This is a genomic window from Micromonospora sp. 4G55 (genome assembly GCF_016803375.1).
The window spans coordinates 1-17,664 of sequence record NZ_JAEVHN010000001.1 but is presented as its reverse complement, the minus strand read 5'-3'; the positions used below and the strand labels follow the sequence as shown (position 1 = coordinate 17,664).

17 protein-coding genes and 1 pseudogene are annotated in these 17,664 nt (G+C 70.2%); 10 read left to right on the top strand and 8 right to left on the bottom strand.

Annotated elements, in window-relative coordinates; genetic code table 11:
• Positions 1-136: 136 nt before the first annotated feature.
• The 6 genes from JNW89_RS00095 to JNW89_RS00070 all read left to right on the top strand — a co-directional run bounded on the left by JNW89_RS00095 (position 137) and on the right by JNW89_RS00070 (position 6,959).
• Complete coding sequence (locus JNW89_RS00095) at positions 137-475, top strand: hypothetical protein (RefSeq protein WP_238447071.1); 339 nt, start codon at positions 137-139, stop codon at positions 473-475.
• A gap of 779 nt (positions 476-1,254) precedes the next feature.
• Positions 1,255-2,733: a hypothetical protein gene (locus tag JNW89_RS00090; RefSeq protein ID WP_238447070.1), complete on the top strand. Its 1,479-nt coding sequence runs from the start codon at positions 1,255-1,257 to the stop codon at positions 2,731-2,733.
• A gap of 48 nt (positions 2,734-2,781) precedes the next feature.
• Positions 2,782-5,427 carry a hypothetical protein gene (locus tag JNW89_RS00085; RefSeq protein ID WP_238447069.1) on the top strand — a complete coding sequence of 882 codons (2,646 nt, stop codon included), beginning with the start codon at positions 2,782-2,784 and terminating at the stop codon, positions 5,425-5,427.
• Positions 5,424-6,353, top strand: a complete 930-nt coding sequence (locus tag JNW89_RS00080) for a diacylglycerol kinase family protein (RefSeq protein ID WP_238447068.1) — start codon at positions 5,424-5,426, stop codon at positions 6,351-6,353. Before JNW89_RS00085 ends, JNW89_RS00080 begins: the two co-directional genes overlap by 4 nt.
• Before the next feature lie 115 nt (positions 6,354-6,468).
• Positions 6,469-6,789, top strand: a complete 321-nt coding sequence (locus JNW89_RS00075) for a hypothetical protein (RefSeq protein WP_238447067.1) — start codon at positions 6,469-6,471, stop codon at positions 6,787-6,789.
• A gap of 5 nt (positions 6,790-6,794) precedes the next feature.
• Positions 6,795-6,959 carry a hypothetical protein gene (locus JNW89_RS00070; protein WP_238447066.1) on the top strand — a complete coding sequence of 55 codons (165 nt, stop codon included), beginning with the start codon at positions 6,795-6,797 and terminating at the stop codon, positions 6,957-6,959.
• Between the two features lie 276 nt (positions 6,960-7,235).
• On the opposite strand, the gene JNW89_RS00065 is transcribed toward JNW89_RS00070, so the two are convergent.
• Positions 7,236-7,676 carry an SRPBCC family protein gene (locus JNW89_RS00065; RefSeq protein WP_255540187.1) on the bottom strand — a complete coding sequence of 147 codons (441 nt, stop codon included), beginning with the start codon at positions 7,674-7,676 and terminating at the stop codon, positions 7,236-7,238.
• Between the two features lie 540 nt (positions 7,677-8,216).
• On the opposite strand from JNW89_RS00065, the gene JNW89_RS00060 reads away from it, so the two are divergent.
• Together JNW89_RS00060 and JNW89_RS00055 are read left to right on the top strand one after the other, a co-directional pair.
• Complete coding sequence (locus tag JNW89_RS00060) at positions 8,217-9,092, top strand: replication-relaxation family protein (RefSeq protein ID WP_238447064.1); 876 nt, start codon at positions 8,217-8,219, stop codon at positions 9,090-9,092.
• Between the two features lie 372 nt (positions 9,093-9,464).
• On the top strand, positions 9,465-10,232 hold the full coding sequence (locus tag JNW89_RS00055; protein ID WP_255540192.1) for a DUF2637 domain-containing protein: 768 nt from the start codon (positions 9,465-9,467) through the stop codon (positions 10,230-10,232).
• Between the two features lie 315 nt (positions 10,233-10,547).
• Here JNW89_RS00055 and JNW89_RS37930 read toward each other — a convergent pair whose 3' ends face one another.
• Positions 10,548-10,808 (bottom strand): SRPBCC domain-containing protein, encoded by a 261-nt coding sequence (locus JNW89_RS37930; RefSeq protein WP_238447062.1) that lies wholly within the window; start codon positions 10,806-10,808, stop codon positions 10,548-10,550.
• A complete protein-coding gene (locus JNW89_RS00040; RefSeq protein ID WP_238447061.1) occupies positions 10,805-11,134 on the bottom strand; it encodes a helix-turn-helix transcriptional regulator in 330 nt (109 codons plus the stop codon). Before JNW89_RS00040 ends, JNW89_RS37930 begins: the two co-directional genes overlap by 4 nt.
• Positions 11,135-11,244: 110 nt before the next feature.
• Here JNW89_RS00040 and JNW89_RS00035 point away from each other — a divergent pair, with 110 nt between their 5' ends.
• Positions 11,245-11,745: a GNAT family N-acetyltransferase gene (locus JNW89_RS00035; protein ID WP_238447060.1), complete on the top strand. Its 501-nt coding sequence runs from the start codon at positions 11,245-11,247 to the stop codon at positions 11,743-11,745.
• Between the two features lie 42 nt (positions 11,746-11,787).
• Here the strand turns inward: JNW89_RS00035 and JNW89_RS00030 are convergent, their stop codons facing one another.
• From JNW89_RS00030 to JNW89_RS00020, 3 genes and pseudogenes are all read right to left on the bottom strand, one after another.
• Positions 11,788-11,958 carry a hypothetical protein gene (locus JNW89_RS00030; protein ID WP_238447059.1) on the bottom strand — a complete coding sequence of 57 codons (171 nt, stop codon included), beginning with the start codon at positions 11,956-11,958 and terminating at the stop codon, positions 11,788-11,790.
• 16 nt (positions 11,959-11,974) lie between these two features.
• Positions 11,975-12,991: pseudogene (locus tag JNW89_RS00025) on the bottom strand (glycosyltransferase); the annotation flags it as partial.
• 366 nt (positions 12,992-13,357) lie between these two features.
• The gene (locus JNW89_RS00020) at positions 13,358-14,893 is read right to left on the bottom strand and encodes an NAD(P)/FAD-dependent oxidoreductase (RefSeq protein WP_238447058.1); all 1,536 of its coding nucleotides are present in this window, start codon (positions 14,891-14,893) and stop codon (positions 13,358-13,360) included.
• 223 nt (positions 14,894-15,116) lie between these two features.
• On the opposite strand from JNW89_RS00020, the gene JNW89_RS00015 reads away from it, so the two are divergent.
• Positions 15,117-16,370, top strand: coding sequence for a hypothetical protein (locus JNW89_RS00015; protein WP_238447057.1), 1,254 nt, complete (start codon positions 15,117-15,119; stop codon positions 16,368-16,370).
• A gap of 7 nt (positions 16,371-16,377) precedes the next feature.
• Here JNW89_RS00015 and JNW89_RS00010 read toward each other — a convergent pair whose 3' ends face one another.
• Together JNW89_RS00010 and JNW89_RS00005 are read right to left on the bottom strand one after the other, a co-directional pair.
• Positions 16,378-16,842: a transposase gene (locus tag JNW89_RS00010; RefSeq protein WP_238447056.1), complete on the bottom strand. Its 465-nt coding sequence runs from the start codon at positions 16,840-16,842 to the stop codon at positions 16,378-16,380.
• A partial coding sequence (locus JNW89_RS00005) for a transposase (RefSeq protein WP_238447055.1) occupies positions 16,734-17,664 on the bottom strand: 931 nt, incomplete at its 5' end. The genes JNW89_RS00005 and JNW89_RS00010, both read right to left, overlap by 109 nt.

Sequence of the window (17,664 nt, the reverse complement as noted above, 5' to 3'; positions counted from 1 at the left end):
CCAGGCCGACTCGAACAGCAGCACCGGCAGCATCCGCGGCGGATAACGAACCCCCAGGAAGGCAAGGACTGACATCGCGACCAGCATGCAGTCGACGACGCTTGCCTCAGGAGCCACGGCTTGTCGTGGTGCCGCGGTGCGGGTCTACGTCGCCCGGGACACCACCGGCGCCATCCAACCGAACGGCCCGGCGGTGTCCGCGGCGATCGAACAGCCCGGCGCCGTGGCCCGCTACCGGTTCACCGGCACCGCCCGGCCAGCGGGTGTTCCTCGAGGTACCCGAGAGCACCCGGCGCGACCAGTGCTCCCCGCTCGAACTATGCCACGCGGGCGGCAAGATGCTGAACACCGGCTGCGTCATCAACGGCTCCGGCGGCATCGACCGACCGTCCTGCCGGCCACCGGCACGTACGCCATCGTCGTCGACCCGTCCGGTCCCACGACCGGAACAGTCACCCTCGCCCTGCGTCACTGACTCGCACCGCGCCTCGTGGTGGGGCGGTCGCTGAGCACTGGAAGCCGACAAGACAGCGTCCACCGCCCCCTCCGTTCATTTACTCACAGGCCGGAAGACCCCTTACTCGGCGCTTGGGATTGTTGACTCCTCCTGTTGGGGATTGATGTTCTCGTCAGCGAGGTCGGCAGGGTCGAATGACCATTACCAGGAACGGATCAATTGATGCCAAAGTTCGGAAAGCTCTGGAATGGCGGACTCTTCAGCGCCATCCTCTGCGTCAGCCGCACCGAAGCACGGCATCCGGCCGCCGACTCCCGGCGGCTCCGGTTCGGCGAGGGCCACGGCCGCTGACCACTGGCCTCGGGAGTGGTTCGTCAGCCCACGTGGGGGCGCTGTCGGTCGTCAGGCGCTCCCGGACGCAGGTCGGCCCAGGTCCGCTCGAATTCGTCTCCCGATTGTCCGAGCCACATCAAGCAACGTTCTCGGCGGATCGAGAGACGATTTCGTCGGCAACTTGACTATCGGTCACCCGGACACTCCGAACGCAGTCGTCACTGGTCGGACGTTCGCGAGGCACTGGATGAGGTCAGTCGGCGGCGCACTGTTCAATAGCCGACTTCCGCTCGGCCCCGTTGGACGTTGACTGCCTCGAACTACCGTCCCAAAATTGCCAGACCAGCCGGCACCCCGGCGGAATCCGCCGCTCTGCTGAGAGCACTTCGGGCGTTCCTGTTCGACTCCGCTACCGGGGACAGCGTTCGCGGCCGCCTGAGCTGATAGACGAGAGGGTGATCTTTGTGCCGCTGTCCGTGGAGGATCTGTACGCGTCGACGGATGACGACGTGAAGGCTGTAGCGCTCAGCATGTTCACCACCCAGCTGAAGAACTCTTCGTCGGTGAAGAGCGTCTTCTTCGCCGGCGAGGACACGACGGTGGCTGCCCCGAGCGATCCGGGCCTGGTGGACGATGTGGCGTGCGCGCTGGTCTGCTCGGCAATTTCCCGCAGTTCGCAATTCGGGTTCGCCCAGACCGTCGACCAGGGACGGTGCGACGGGGCGTGGCGGACGAGGCTGGTCTCGGATGAGGCGGTGCAGGCCGGGCAGTTGCTCTACGGCTCCGCCTTCGCCGACCACTGTCGCACGGCGGACCACTCGTTCGCCGAATACCTCGCCGACCCCGGCGGCGGGTGGGCGACCCAGCTCGCCGAGCACGTCACCACGGACGACTTCGTCAACGTCGAGATCGCGAAGCTCATCGCCGGTCAGGCCAACTGGCTGGACCTGCTGAACCTCGTCTTCTACAAGATCCAGCGGCTCGACCCGACGAAGGTCGCCCCCGTGCTCGCCACGTGGACCGCGGCATACCCCGACAAGGGAATCACCCAGACCTGGCAGAGCGCCAACCATGTTCCCGCGTCGGGCTTCTCGGCCGACCAGTTCATCGGCCAGGCCAGCCAGGCCATCGGCCAGAAGAAGTGGGAGGGCCAGGGCGGTTACACCACCTCGGAGGAGTTCTACGTCTACGGCGACCAGGTGGACGGCTTCCTGCGGGACCGGCCGACCCAGCTCGGCCTCACCACCGGGCAGCGGCCGGACAACCAGGTGACGGAGAACAGTGGAGGGATCTTCGGGTGCTTCGTGGCGGGCACCCCGGTGCACCTCGCCGACGGCACCACGATTCCCGTCGAGCGGGTCAGCCTGGACGACGAGGTGCTCGCCCAGGGCGGGTTGACCGGGGTGCACAGCGACGAACGCGTTGTGGTGCCGCTACCGGAGGGCTGCACGATCTACGGCATCAACGACCTCGACCCGTTCTTCTCCGCCGGCCACCTGTTCTGGACGACCGAGGGGTGGAAGGCCATCTCGCCGCGGATCGCGTTGGAGGAAAACGCCGACCGCGAGGTCGGACAGCTGCAGGTCGGCGATGTCGTGCACCGGGTCGTCAGGACCGACCCATTGCGCTATGACGAGGTACGCATCGACCAGATCTCGCAGGCGCGTCTGGACGCCGGGGCGACGCTGCACGGCCTGCATCTGCACGGGGCCCGCTCGTACCACGCACACGGCTTCTGCGTGGGCATGAACTACCCGGTCATCACCGAGAAGCGGCTGATGGACGGCTTCGCGCGGCTCACTCCGAGTGAACGTCAGCTCGTCGACGCCCACCTGAGCGCGATCGCGCCCCTGCTGGAGCACGCGGTGGGCCGATTCGTCACCGCACCCCTGCGGCGAGCGGTCGTGACCGCTCACGGCGCAGCCCCGGCCGGCCTCTCCTGACGGTCCATGGCCGTCAGCACCCACCCCTCCACCGGAAGAGGAACCAGCGTGATCGCCACACCCCGACGTCCCGCCGTCCGTTCGTCCCTGCAACTCTGGTCCGCAGCGCTCGACCTGTCGCGGATCTCGCGCTCGTTCGCGGTACGCGTCCACGACCGGAACGCGGCGGACTACCTGTCGCATGAGGCGGTTGCCAACCTGACACTGCGGGCGGGACGGCTCTGGATCGACGGCCGCGAGGTCGCCGATCCGGTGTTCGGCCGCGACTTCGTCCGGTTCGCGCACAAAACCGCGCACGAATACGTCAGCGGGGCGCTGTCGTTCACGCCGGACGGGCACGCGTTCACCGGGACCCTGTTCCTGGGCCCCACCGAGCACGGCGCGGTACGCCACGACGTGGCCGGGGTGACCCCGCCCACGCACTACTCGACCGAGATCGCCGCATCGGGCGCCGTACCCGGTCCCCACCAGCAGTTCCCCGCGTGGTCGCCGGAGGAACCGGCCGACCCGGACCAGTGGAGCCCCGGCCTCGATCTGGTCATCGGCTACGAGTTCGCCGGGACCGGCAGCCTGCCCACCCCGATCTACCAACTGTGCGACCCGCAGGACCCGGACAGGTACCTGGACCTCGACGGGTGCGCGCCCTCGGTGGACGAGCAAAACCAGAACTTCATGCTCACCCTCTCGGTGGGCGACCCCGGGATGACCTCGGTGGCGGTCGACGAGATGGGACCGCTGTTCCCGGCGGCGTTCACGGTGGAGTTCGCCTGGGACGGAGGCAGCTTCCGCGGAACCTTCCAGCACTTCGACACCGCCAGCGACCAGGCCGAGACCGCCCAGCACGCGTGGCGCGGCACCGCCCGGACGTCCGCGCCCGATCCGGGTACGAGCGATGTGACGAGCCTCGCCGCCACCGCACTGGCCAACACCGCCGGGGATCCCCAGCCGCAGGATCTGTCGATCGCGGAACTGTTCACCCTCCAGCCCGACCCCAAGACCCTGCAGGACACCCAGTTCGCCATGCTGCTGGAGAACACCAAGTGGGCGCTCGCCAACAACTCCGGCACCCAGGACTGGGTGGCGACGTACTTCGGCCAGGTGCCCCCGAACCTCAGCGCCGCCCGAATCGCTGAGATCACCACCGACAAGTCCTTCTACACCGATCGCTTCGCGATCTCCTATCTGGGCAAGAGCCTCAACGAGATAAGCGGCCCGGCGGCTCCGGAAACCAAGCTGACCGCCGGCCAGGAGCTCGACCTCGAGTTCTACCTGCGGGCCGGGCTCGCCGCCCACCCCGGCTACACCCGGCAGAGCCAGGGCGTGTTCCTCCGGTCGTTCACGCAGACCACGCCGCGGCTGGACAAGTACCTGCAGACCCAGGCCACGGAAGACTGGGCCACGCAGCTCTACCACCAGCTCCTCACCCCCGTGCAGATGAACATGACCATCAACAAGATCATTGCCGGGCAGGGGTTGGCCGAGGCGAACCGGCATTCCACCGTCCTGCAGGCCCTACAGCCCAGCAGCGACCTGGCCCGCCAATATCACGAGCGCATCACCACCGCGACCATGTCGCGTACCGTCTCGCACCTCAACCTCGACGACTCCGACGCCGTGCGCTCCTGGCTCAGCGACACCATCGCGGCCTTCATCACCGCCTTCCTGCACGACAACCTGGATATCCCCGGCACCGACGTGGCGGCGCAGGCGGCCATGGTCGAGGCGGCCCGCGAGATGGAGAAGGCGGTGGCGGCGGCGGACGGCGTCGCCAAGCTCGCCGCGGCGCTCGCCGACCTCACGGTGGCCGCCGGGGGCAAGGACGTGTGGGAGAAGCTGGCCAACGCCAAGACCCTGTGGGGCAAGGCCGGCTACGGCTTCGCCAACATGATCTATTTCCTGTCCATCGCCGGCAGCACGTTCATGGCCGCCAGCGCGTTCGCGCGCTGGGACACCCTCAAGGACACCCAGAAGGCGTCCGCGGTGGTGACCGCTATCGAGGTCGCCGCCAAGATCGTCAAGAATGTGCCGGAGATCGTCTCCGCCGGCAAGGTCGGCTACACCGAAATCGGCAAGTTCTTCCAGGAGTCGGGCTCGTCGGACGTGGGTGAGACCTTCGTCAACATGATGGTGAAGTTCGGGGGAGACGACGTGTTCTCCTACGGCGCCCAGGGGCTGGGGGAGATCGCCGACACCGCGAGCCGGGAGATGGCCGTGGAGAACACCAGCTGGGTCAAGGCCTTCAACAACACGGTGGGCAAGGCGTGCGAGGTGATCGGCGTGGCCGCCGCCGTGGCCTACGCCGTGCTGTCCACCATCGACTTCGTGAACGAGGTCAACGGTGACGCGCCCGTGAGCACCAAGGCACTCGACGGCATCATCATGGCGGCCAACATCGGTGTGGCCGTCTGCGCCGTGGCCGCCCTGGCCCTCGGAGGCGTCGTCATCCCGGTGATCGGCGCGGTGTTCGCGGTGATCGGAATCGTCGCGACCCTCATCGAGATGTTCGACCCGCCGTCGCCGCCGCCGTCGCCCGCCGAGGTGTTCATGACTGACCATCTGCTGCCCGCCTTCTCCGGTCCCAACCGTTGGGTGTTGGCCGCCAGTGACGGCTGGACTCCCGACGAGCCGGTGCCCACGGACAACCCCTACTCCCCGCCGACGACCAGCCTCGCGCCGGCACCCGCCGGGGCATGACGGCACCGGTCTGGATCATCGGCAACCCGACCGCCGCGGGCGGGCGCGCCCGCGCCCGCTGGCGGGCGGCCGAGCGCCGACTGCGTGATCAGGGCATCGGGTACGAGTTCAGCTGGACGAACGCCCGAGGACATGCCACGCAACTCGCGCGCCAGGCCGTCGCCGCGGGTGCCACGACCGTCGCCGCGTTCGGGGGCGACGGCACCCTGCACGAGGTGGTCCAGGGCCTGGTCAAGGACGATGCCGATCCCCGGTGCGCCGCGAGTGTGGCGTTCCTCCCGGCCGGCTCGAGCTGCGACTTCGACCGCGAACTGCCGCCGCGCCAGTCCTGGGAGGCGCGCCTGCGCAACCCCCGGGTGCTGCGCCGGGACCTGCTACGCGTCCGGTGTCACGACGACGACGGACGGCCCGTCGTGCGCTATGCCGTCCTCGGCTCGCACGTCGGGCTCGTCGCCGAGGCCGCACGGCGGGTCAACCTGTCACGGATGCGTACCCTCCCGGTCGACCTTGTGGCGCTGGCCGCCGCCGTCGGCGCCTTCCGCGCCCGCCTCCGGCCGACGCCCACCACGATGCTGCGCCACGGCTCCGAGGAGCCCAGGCTCGGCCGGCTGCTCGACACCGCCGTCGTGCTGACCCCACGGCTCAGCGGCGGGATGCGACTCGGAGTGCCGATCTCCGGCGACGAGGGTCGATTCGTCACGCTGGAGGTGGACGCCGTGGGCGCGACGGGCCTGGCCCGTGTCGTGTCGGCGCTCTACCGGGGAAGGCTCGCCGAGCACCCCGGTGTGCGCTGGCGCAGGGGAGAGACGGTCGAGATGTCCGGGCCGGTCGGAGCCCTCGTGGAGGCGGACGGCGAGATCGTGGGGCGTACCCCGGCCCGGTGGTCCGTGGTGCCCGGCGCCCTCCCCGTTGCCGTGGCCCGGTAGAAGCGGGCTCCGCGCTGGTTAGGCCGATCCACATGCTCGCCGGATCCTCGCCCCGTCGTGACCGATCGGCCGCCGTCCTCGCGGACGTGCTCGCCGGGGAGGGGCCTGGCGCCTGGTGAGCGGGCCGGTCGTGCCCCTCCAGCGGGGTGCTCCGGCCGACGGCTCGGAGTCGCGCGGCGTGGCCGGCTGGTGCGCTTGGGTCGCCGAGTCACGCCCCTTCGAGATCCTCATCATCGTCGTGATCGGGGCCAACGCGGTGATGCTCGGCATCGAGACTTACCCCCACCTGGGTGCGGCCGGGCCGATGCTGCGCTGCATCGATGCAGAGTGCGACGTGGCTGACCGTATCGGGGTCGTGCTCCTCGAACAGGTCATCCGCCCCGGCCGGCCGATGGCATTCTTCGCAGCTGTCGACATGCTCGCGATGGCAGGGTGAGGCCGATGCCCGTCGTCGAAGCGACCGTCACCGTCCCGCTGCCGCCGCCCCTGGCGGTTGCCGTGTCCGAGACCACGGGAGACCCCCGTCTGCGCTGGGACCGCTTCATCCGCCGCCAGCACTTCCTCGACAGCGTTCGGCGGCGAACACGGCGTCGAACGTCGGCGTGAACTTGGCGTCGCGGTCACGAAGCGACGAGCTGATCCCTGCTGGCGGTTAGCCCGTCCGGCCAGCGCCTCCTGACCGTTGACCTCGGGCAGGGGTCCCCTCTCCTGCACCGGGCGGAGGACGGCTCGGTCCTGCGGAAGTTGAACGCGCAGGGCACCGTGCCGGCCCACCCAGACAGCACGGACGGGGACAGGGTGTACTGGGACTACGAGGCGGCGTTCGTGGACGAGGATCGAGTGGTGGCTGAATGCCCTGGCACACTGGTGTCCGACGTGGGCCTACGCCTTCGATGGATACGCCTCGGCGAGCGCCGCCTTCAGGCGCGCGAGGTCCCGGGCGAGTGCCGGTTTGCTGGTGAGGCGCAGTACCGGATAGAACAGCCGCCGGTGGAGGTGCAGCTCGATGACGTGGACGATGCGGGTGCCCTCGGGCGTGTGGTCGATCAGGAAGCTCAACTCCGCCCGCTTGAACATCGACGACTCAAGCAGGACGAATCTCAGTGTGCTGCTCGGCCGGTACTCGGTGATGCGGAGCTGCTGCCGCATGCCGGACGGCGCGACGGTGGTGGCCTCGTAGCCGACCCCTGCCGGATCCGGGGAGTGCGGGATCAGCTCGGCGACGCTCCGATCCCACAACACCGAGTTCGGGGGGTCGGCGAGGAAGCCCCACACCTGTTCCGGCGTCTGTCGCACGACGATCGACGATTCAAGTCGCACCATCCCCCGCTATACGTTGTGAGCCGTAGCTGCGCGGAGGCGGACATGGCCCAGAGGTTAGCCCTCAACCCGTGACCGAAAACCCCGCGCAATTCCACTGAACCGATCGATGAGCCGGCGCTCCTGCCGGTCGTCAGCCGGACGTCGCTGACGGCCGCGATCCGGGCACGGCCCCTGGGCCGCGGCGAGGCACCTGGCCAGATCCTTCCGCTCCGGCAGCAGGCCGTGTTCTCCGGGCTACGCCGCCAGCACCACAGTCCACTTTCTGAACCAAAGGAGTTCGCTTGCCTTCGCCGACACCTTCGACGGCCGCCGTAGCCGGCGGCAATGACGACTTCCGGCTTAACCCCCGTCCGGGGGTCAGAGTTGACGTCCCTGTTGGGGTCAGTCTTGATCCAGACCCCCGAACCGACCCCCGATTTCCACTCACACCGCAGCTCAGCCGGCCTGTCAGCGGAGGCTGGCTGTGCTGGGACAGACCCTGCCTGTCTCAGGTCTCCCCCTCCGGGCAGCGGCTTGCGCATCGGAGGGAGGTAGTGGCTGGTGGATGATCCGGTTCTGCGGGTGCAATCGCAGCTGACCGACCGAGACCGGCTGCTGCTCGGCTGGCTCTACGACCACGGGGTGCTGACCTCGTTCCAGATCGCGAGCGCCCTGTTCTCGTCGTTGGACTTCTGCCAGCGCCGGTTGCGGACGCTGTATCGGTTGCGGTTGGTGGCCCGGTTCCGGCCGCAGCGCGCCGACGGCGGCTCATATCCGTACCACTACGTAATTGACCAGCTCGGCGCCGAGGTCGTCGCCGCCGCCCGCGACGAGCGACCGCCTCGACGTGACCACGCCCGCGTGGAGCGGCGACGCTGGACTGCGAGCCGCAGCTTGGCTCACCGCCTCGGGGTGAACGGCTTCTTCACCGACCTGGCCGGCTACGCCCGCACCCACACAAACGTCGAGTTGGTCGAGTGGTTGTCGGAGGCGGCGTGCCAGCGCTCGGCGATGTTCACCCGCCCTGAGGATCCGGGTCTGGTGCGGGCATACCAGCCGCGGGTCCGCCCGGACGGCTACGGCCTCTGGGCGCAGGGCGGCGTGACGGTGCCGTTCTTCGTGGAGTACGACACCGGCGGCGAGCAACTGTCGGTCCTGATCGGCAAGCTGGACGGCTACCGGGAGCTGTTCGCCACGATCGGCAGAGTGTGGCCGGTGCTGTTCTGGCTGCACTCTGCCGCCCGGGAGGCCAACCTGCGCCGCCTGCTCGCCGACACGGCGCCACAGGTGCCGTTCGCTACCGGGGCTCGCGACCACGCCGCCACGGCGGGGCTGTGTCCCGCTGAGGCGGTCTGGGCCGTACCAGCCGGCGGAGGCCGGCGCTATCGCTTGGCCGGCCTGTCCCGCTACGTCGCGGACAGCCGGGAGGCGGCATGATCGGCGACCGGCGTGCGAGCGCGGAAGGTACATCGCCCGCGCGCCTGACAACAACGCGCGTCGCCTCTCACCGGTCTGTCACCGGCGAGCGCGCCGTAACTGACAGACCGGTGACAGCGGGGGACCGTTCCGTCGGCAGCCTGCTGGAGGTACCGTCCCGCGCCCGGTCCACCGGGGGACGGTCCGCCCCTGCCGCGGTCCGCGGCGCCGGCTCACGGACCGTCCGCGCTCCTGCCGAAGCCCACTACGCACGTGGACGGGTCTCCGCCCTGGTTCGGTCCGGGGAGGTGGTCCGCCACGGCTCCACCACCATCTGATGCGGACCGTGGTCCGCGTGGCAGTCGCGCTGAGGGCGTGGTCCAGATCGTGATCATGCTCGCCATCGGCGCAGCCGCTGGAGCGGCCAGCTTTACCCACGTCCACAACGTCGCCGCCGCCCACGGTCAACCCGGATGGCTGGCCTGGGCCGACGCCGTCGTCCTCGAACTGATGTCCATCGCCTCCGGCCTGGAGCTACGCCGCCGAAAACGCGCCCACACCTCGACGGTCTTTCCCGCGAGTGTGCTGGCCTGCGCGGTCACGCTGTCCCTCGCGGCGCAGGTCGTCGAAGCTGAACCGTCACCCGTCGGGTGGATCGCTGCGGCGGTGCCCGCGCTCGGCTTCCTCGTCATGGTCAAGATCGCCCTCGGCTACGCCAACACCCCGACGCCGACCACCACCTCCCCGCCCACAGACCAGGCCCCGGACCAGACCGCGCAGACGCCACCCTCCACCGAGCAGGCCGACCCGGACCGGTCCGCCGGGACGACGAGGGAGCGGTCCACGGCCCGGACCGTCCGCCCACCAGACGCCGACTCGCGCCCCCGGGGACCGGACCGCCGTCACCGCAGACAAAGCCGCGGACGGTCCGCGCCGCCCTTCCAAGACACGGGGGAGCTACTCCCCGCAGCGAGACAGGTCCGGGACCAACTCGTTGCCGACGGACGTCCACTCACACGGGCAGCACTTGCCGACGCCCTCCGTCGGGCGGGCCACACCGTGTCCAACACCCGGGTCTCCGAACTCCTCCAGATCCTCCGAGCCGAGACGTCCTCGATGCTCAGAGGGCACGACGGTCCGCCTCCGGTCCAGAGCTCGTGACGGCCGCTGCCGCCGAGTTGGCAGCGAATGACGAACGCCAGGTCCGCCGGGCAACCGGAGCATCGCGCTGCTGGCGACCTTCCCGAAGCCACGCCCGGGAGCCACCGAGTCCTTCGACATCCACAGAACATTCGGGAGAACACCGCTGATGAACACCCACACGAATCCAACCGAGAAGTACACCAACACCGCGGCCGGCAACCCCGCCACCACAGCTTCCGGCAAGGTGTGGACGGCCGACCGTGTTCGCGCACTGGGCGTGACGACCACTCTCTCCACCGCCGCCTCGGTCCTCGGCATCAGCCGATCCCAGGCCTACCGGCTCGCCGACACCGACGCCATGCGCCGGTGGGGCACCAGCTCGACCAGCTCGCAGTCGAAGCCGCCGACGTCGGCCGGCCCGTCGGCGTGCCAGATCCGGAACCGGCCGCCGACCCGCGGCTCGACCTCGGCCCGGATCACCGCCAGGCCTCCGGGGGCCAGCCAGCGGCGCAGCAGTTCCGGCTTCAGCCAGGCCCGGTAGACCTCTTCCGGTGGTGCCGGGATGACGCGTTCCAGTCGTACGACGGTGCTCACCGGTCGTTCCCTTCGAAGTACGCCTGTAGGGCGTCGAGGCGTGCGGTCCACTGCCGTTCGTAGAAGGTGGGCCAGGTGGAGGTGTCGGCGAGCGGGGCCGGTTGCAGGCGGCAGACGTGCCGGCGGTCGGTGACGGTGCGGCGCACCAGTCCGGCCCGCTCCAGGACCTGCACGTGCTTGGAGGCCGCCGCCAGCGACATCTTCAGCGGCGCGGCCAGTTCGCCGACGGTCAGCTCGCCGGCGGCGAGACGGCGCAGCATGTCGCGGCGAGCGCCGTGCGCCAGCGCGTGGAAGACGGCGTCCGTCCCCACCGGATTGTCAACCATGCGGTTGACGGTGGTCGCGACGACGTCAAAGTTCAACCACTTCGTTGAATGACGTCACGCCGTCGGTGGGGGTTGCTTCAATGAGCGCCCACGACGGACGGGGGAGACGGATGCCCGAGGTGCGTATCGCGCGGTGGGACGAGGACGACCTGGATCTGCTGCGTCGCCTCAACGCGCCGGAGGTCCGGCACCACACCGGTGGCCCGGAGACCGACGAGCAGGTGCTCGCCCGGCACGAGCGGTACCTGCAGGGGCCCGGTCCCCGCAGCGGCTGGATGTTCACCGTGGTGCTGCCCGACGGGGTGAAGGTCGGCAGCGTCGGCTACTGGGAACGGAGCTGGCACGACGAGCCGGTCTACGAGATGGGCTGGGCGATCCTCCCCGAGCACCAGGGGCGGGGCCTGGCCACCGCCGCCGTCCGCGCCGTGGTGGCCGAGGCCCGCGCCCACGGCCGGCACCGGTGGGCGCACGCGTACCCGTCGGTGGACCACCCGGCTTCGAACGCGGTCTGCCGCAAGGCGGGGTTCACCCTGTTGGGCGAGACCGAGTTCGAGTACCCGCCCGGGCACCTGATGCGCTCCAACGACTGGCGGCTCGACCTGACCGGGTAGGGCGGCGCGGCGGCCGCTCGGCCGCCGCGCCAATGGTGCCGGTCAGCGGGTACGGGCCCGCCGGCCCTGGATCGTCGGGGCGAGCCGGAGCAGGGCCAAGCCGGCGATGAGCAGGGTGGTGCCGGCGATCAGCGACCAGCCGATGCTCACCCCGGTCAGCGGCAGGGTGGCCGAGCATCCGGCGGCAGCGGCAGCGCATCCACGCTGGTACATAGGGGGTGCCTTTCTCTCAGGAGTTGATCCACACGCGGTCGGTGCCGCGTACGGTCTGGGCCAGCGCCCGCCAGTAGGCGAACGAGCGGACCTGCTCGTAGCACCACTCGGGGAGCAGCGCGGCGGCGGTGAGCAGGGCCCACCAGCCCTGCCGGCGGACGGTGACCACCCGTTCCAGGACGAAGACGGCGGTCACCGGCAACCAGCGGGGATCCCAGGGCAGCGTCCCGACCAGGAACCAGCCGGCGACCACGGCGGCCAGGTAGATCGGCACCAGCAGCGAGCTGGTGTAGATGCCGAGTTGGCGCAGCCAGTTGCCGGCGTTCCACCAGCGGAAGCCGTACAGGCGCAGCGAGTCGAGCATTCCGCGCTGCCAGCGGACCCGCTGGGTGACGAGGGCCTGGACGGTGGGCATGGAGTCGGTGATCGCGTCGAACCCGGGCGCGACCCGGGGCCGGTAGCCCAGCGACCGGACCGCGAACGTCATCTCGATGTCCTCGGTGGCCGGGTCCCGGTGGTAGAACTCCCGCGGGTAGCCGGGCAGCGCGCCGGAGGCGCGGGCGGCCAGGATCTGGCGTACCACGGGCACGCGGAACAGGGTGGCCACGCCGGAGAGCACCACCGCCGTGCCGCCCTTGCGCCACACCCAGCGGGAGAACCGGGCGTACTCGTTGCCCTGCAGGATGTCGAGCAGTCGGGGCTGGTGGTCCAGCCGGTAATCGGCGCAGACCGCGCCGACGCCCCGGCGTTGCAGCCCGTGGACGGCGGCGGCGACGGCGCCGGGGGCCAGGATGCTGTCCGCGTCGGTCACCAGCAGCATGTCCCGGTCGTGCAGCTGCGGCAGCAGCAGGTTGATCGACCAGTTGAGCGCGCCGGCCTTCTTGTGCGGGTTCGGGCCCGGCATGTCCCAGACTTCGGCACCGGCCGCGCGGGCGATCGCCGCGGTGTCGTCGGAGCAGTTGTTCGGCACCACGATCAGCCGGTCGACCGGCCGGGTCTGCGCCAGCAGGGCGCGGACCGTCGCGGCGATGGTGGCGCCTCGTTGTAGGCGGGCACCACCACGACGACACGGGTCCGCCGGTAGGTGCTCATGCGGTGTCGAGGGGTCCGTTCCTCTGCGCGATCACGCCACCGTCGCGGCGCCGGTACGGCCGCGGAGGGGTCGGACTGCGTGATCAGCAAAAGTATTCAGGTTCGTGACCTGCGGGTGCAGCGGACGACCGCCTCGATTGTTCCGGCTGGGCATCCGTCGCTCGGACCGGCCACGGCAGTCCCGGCGGCGGGACGGTCATCCCCTCGGCGCGGACAGCCGGGCCGGGCCGACCGAACGGCCGAGCACCCGGTGACCGGCGCCGGTCAGCACGCCGCGTCCGGTCGTTCCGCGGTGCGAGCGCGAGGGTCAGTTGACCCCGGTCGGTCGACGCTCCGCCGCGCGGCCGGCGGCCGTCGTGCCGACGGTACGCGCCGGCACGGTCGGCGCGTCCCGGCCGGTGCCCCGCCGCCCGTCGCCGCCCTTGTCGTCGTTCTGCTCGTGGTAGTCCTGCTCGACGTTGACCGTCCACACGTCGTGGCCGGCGCCATGGGCGATGTTCTCGGCGGTCAGCATGGCGGTCAGCATCGAGTGGTCCTGGTTGTTGTAGCGGTGCATCCCGTTGCGCCCGACGGGGTGCACGTTGGGCAGCTCCCGCGCCAGCCACGCCCGAATCGTGTCGACATTGTGCTGGTAGCGGTCGTCGTACACCGGGTAGGCCTTCGGCATCCGCACCACGTACCCGCTCTCCACCGCGCCGGGCCGCACCAGGCCGAGCTGCTCCAGCTCGGCGGTGGCCCGCGCGACGAGGTCGGCGTCGGAGGTCCGCCAGGTCTCGTCGTCCTCGAACACGAAGTACTCCAGCCCCAGGCAGGTGCGGCCGTCCTTGACCAGGTACGGCGACCAGGAGCCGAAGTTCTGGATCCGGCCCACGTTCACCGCCGGGTCGTGCACGTAGATCCAGTTGTCCGGAAAGGAGAACTCCTCCGGCACCACCAGCGCCACGGTCAGGAAGTCCCGGTAGCGCAGGTCGGCGGCGCATTCGAGCACCTCGGGCGGGGCGGCCGGGCGCACCGCGGCCACCAGCTCCGAGATGGGCATGGACGAGATGACGTGGTCGGCGGGGAGCCGGCGTTCCCCGCCCGGCCCGTCGACGGTGACCGCCACCGCCCGCCCGCCCTCGCGGTGCACCGCCCGCACCCAGGTGCCGGTGCTGACCTCGCCGCCGCGCTTGCGGACCTCCTCGGTGCAGCGCTCCCACATCATGCCGGGGCCGAACTTCGGGTACTGGAACTCCTCGATCAGACTGGTCACGTCCTTGCGGTTGCGGCGCGGCAGCAGCGCGTTGAGCACCGCCCGGGCCAGCGACAGGTTCTTGATCCGCTGGGCGGCCCAGTCGGCCTGCAACTGGTCGGCCGGCATCCCCCAGACCTTCTCCGTGTACGTCTTGAAGAAGATCGAGTAGAGCCGCCAGCCGAAGCGCGCCGACACCCAGCCCTCGAAGTGCGACTGGTCCTTCGGCGGGCGCAGCCGCGCCCGGGCGTACGAGCCCATGCAGCGGGCCGCCTCCCGTACGCCGAGGTTGCGCAGGGCGTTGCCGGCGTTGAGCGGGTAGTCGTAGAGCGCACCCCGGTAGAAGATGCGGCTCATCCGGGGCCGGAGCAGGAACTCCTCGTCGGGCAGGATCTCGTGCCAGAACTCCTCGACCCGGCCCACCTTGGTGAAGAACCGGTGCCCGCCGATGTCGAAGCGCCAGCCGTCCCGCTCGACGGTACGGCTGATCCCGCCGACCACCTCGTCGGCCTCGAACACCCGTACCGACGCGCCGTGCCTGAGCAACTCGTACGCGGCGGTCAGGCCCGCCGGGCCCGCGCCGATGACCACCGTGCCGTGACGCTCGTCCATCCTCACGCCGCTCCCTGCCCTCGGGTCATGTCGGACAGGCGCGGTTACCCGTTCTCTGCGCTGTCTCACATCCGCCGGCCCGGAACTCCTGATCATGCCGCTCGGAGCCGGGCGGTGGGGGCGCAGAGGTGTCAGCCGGCGTAGGCGGGGGATGCCCGGCCGGCAGGTTCGCGGCCGCCGTGGGTGGGTCGCGGGTCGGACCGACTCCGTGAGGAAGCGCCAGATGACCGACGGGCCGCGGGACACCGCAGCGGACGGCCGCGCGCCCGCGACCGGTCTCCCGGCGCGCTGGGACCACCTGCTCGGCCACGCCAGCGACCTCGTCGCCCGGGTGCCCGAGCGCTCGCGGTACGTGCTCGCCCTGTTCGTCGGCGCGAAGGTCGTCCTCGCCCTGGTCGGGGTGATCGCCCTGGCCGCCTGGGACGGGGCGCCCGCCGCGCCCCCGGCGGACGAGATCAACACACGCCTCGACCAGGCGGCGATCTCGCCGCACCGCTGGATCTCGATGTGGTTCGCCTGGGACGCGCTGATCTACGACGGCCTGAGCCGGCAGCCGCTCACCGGCGAGTGGAAGGGAGGGTTCGGCTTCCCCCTGCTCTACCCGTTCCTGGCCCGGGTGGTGGCGGTCCCGCTGGGCGGCGACACCGCCATGGCGCTGCTGCTGATCAGCAACGTCGCGTTCCTGCTGCTGCTCTACTACGCCCTGCGGCTAGGCGAGACCCTGCTCGGCGACGCCGCCGCCGCCCGCCGGTTCACCCGCTACCTGGTGCTGCTACCCACCGCGTTCCTGTTCCAGGCCGCGCTGACCGAGTCGCTGTTCCTCTGCCTGGCGCTGGCCACCTTCCACTACGCCGAGCGGGGGCGGTGGGTGACGGTGGGCGTGCTGGGCTACTTCCTCGGGCTCAGCCGCTCGGTGGGCTTCCTGGTTGCCGTCCCGCTCGCGCTGGTCCTGCTACGCCAGCACCGCTACCGGCTCGACCCGCGCAGCCTCTGGACGTACGTCCGCGCCGGCTGGCCGTTGCTGCTGATCCCGGCCGGCTGGCTCACCTTCATGGCGTTCTGCCGGTGGAAGGGCGGGGACTGGTTCGCCTACAAGCAGGCCCAGGAGAAGGGCTGGGGGATCGTCGTGCAGAATCCGCTGCCGGTGCTCTGGAACGGCCTGACCGGTGACCACCGGGACGCCGTCCGGGTCTGGTTCGCCGTGGCCGTGCTGGCGGTGGTGGTCGCCGGCTTCCGCCGGCTCGGGCTGCCCTACTTCGTCTACGCGGTGCTGATGGTGCTCGCGCCGCTGTCGATGGGGCCGCCGGTGTACAAGAGCCTGCTGCGCTACCTGATCGCCGCGTTCCCGGTCGGCCTGGTCCTGGCCAGGTGGGCCAGGAACGCCACGGCCGACGCCTGGCTGAGCGCCGCGCTGGGCCTGGTGCAGGGCGCGCTGTTCGTGGTGTGGCTGGCCTACTGGACGCACTTCATCATCTGAAGGGGCGCTACGTCGCCTCGCGGAACGGGTCGACGGCGACCCGGTGCAGCCGGGTCAGCAGCTTCGCGGACTTCTCCAGGTCGCCGGCTGCGCTCAGCTGCTCGCTCACGTTGAGTTCCAGCACTTGACGATCTCTCCGCTCTGAAGGACGGGCGGAGATTCCCTCCACGCTGCGGGTGGCACACGCGGCGTCCGGGCGGATTCCTGCTTCCTCGCGTGGTGCCGGCACGAGTGCCGGTCTTATCTGCGCTCCACAGGCGTTTAGGCTCTCGGCGCGTCCCGCCGCGAGGACGTTCATGGCCGCGTTGACGTCCCGGTCGTGGGTGCTGCCGCAGGGGCAGTCCCAGGCTCGGACGTTGAGCGTCATCTTGTCGTTGATTCGGCCGCAGTTCGAGCACATCCGGGTGGACGGGTAGAACCGATCCACCCGGGCGAAGGTGCGCCCGTACCGGGCGGCCTTGTACTCCAACATGGCGGTGAAGCTGGCCCATCCCGCGTCGTGCACGGACTTGGCGAGCCGGGTCGGCCGAGACCGACGACGCACAGGTCCTCGACGTACACCGCTTGGTTGTCGCGGATGATCGCCGTGGAGAGTTTGTGCTGCCAGTCTCGCCGGGTGTCGGCCACCCGCGCGTGGGCGCGGGCGACCTTGACGACGGCCTTCTTGCGGTTCTGGCTGCCACGCTGCTTGCGAGACAGGTCTTGCTGCAACCGGCGCAGCTTGCGGGCCGTACGGCGTAGGAACTTCGGGGCGGCGACCTTCGTGCCGTCGGAGAGGACCGCGAAGTGGGTCAGCCCCAGGTCGATACCCACCTCGGCCCCGGCCGGCGGCAGCGTCTCGTCCTGCGTGCTCTGCACGACGAACGACGCGAAGTACCGGCCCGCCGCATCCTTGATGATCGTCACACTGGACGGTGCGGAGGGCAGCGTCCGCGACCAGCGCACCTCCAGGTTGCCGATCTTCGGCAACCTGAGTCGGCCGTTGTCGAGGACCCTGAACCGGGCGTTGGCGGTGAAGCGGATGGCCTGCCGGTTGTCCTTGCGGGAACGGAACCGTGGCGGCGTGACCTTGCGGCCCTTGCGCTTGCCGGAGATCGAGGCGAAGAAGTTGCGGTACGCCACATTCAGATCCGCGAGGGCCTGTTGCAGGACCACCGAGGACACCTCGGAAAGCCACCTTCGTTCCGGGGTCGCCTTGGCTGCGGTGACCCGCTTGGACAGTTCGGCGTCCGACAGGTACGGCAGACCCTGCTCGCGGGCTTCCTGCCGCGCACGCAGTCCGTCGTTGAACACC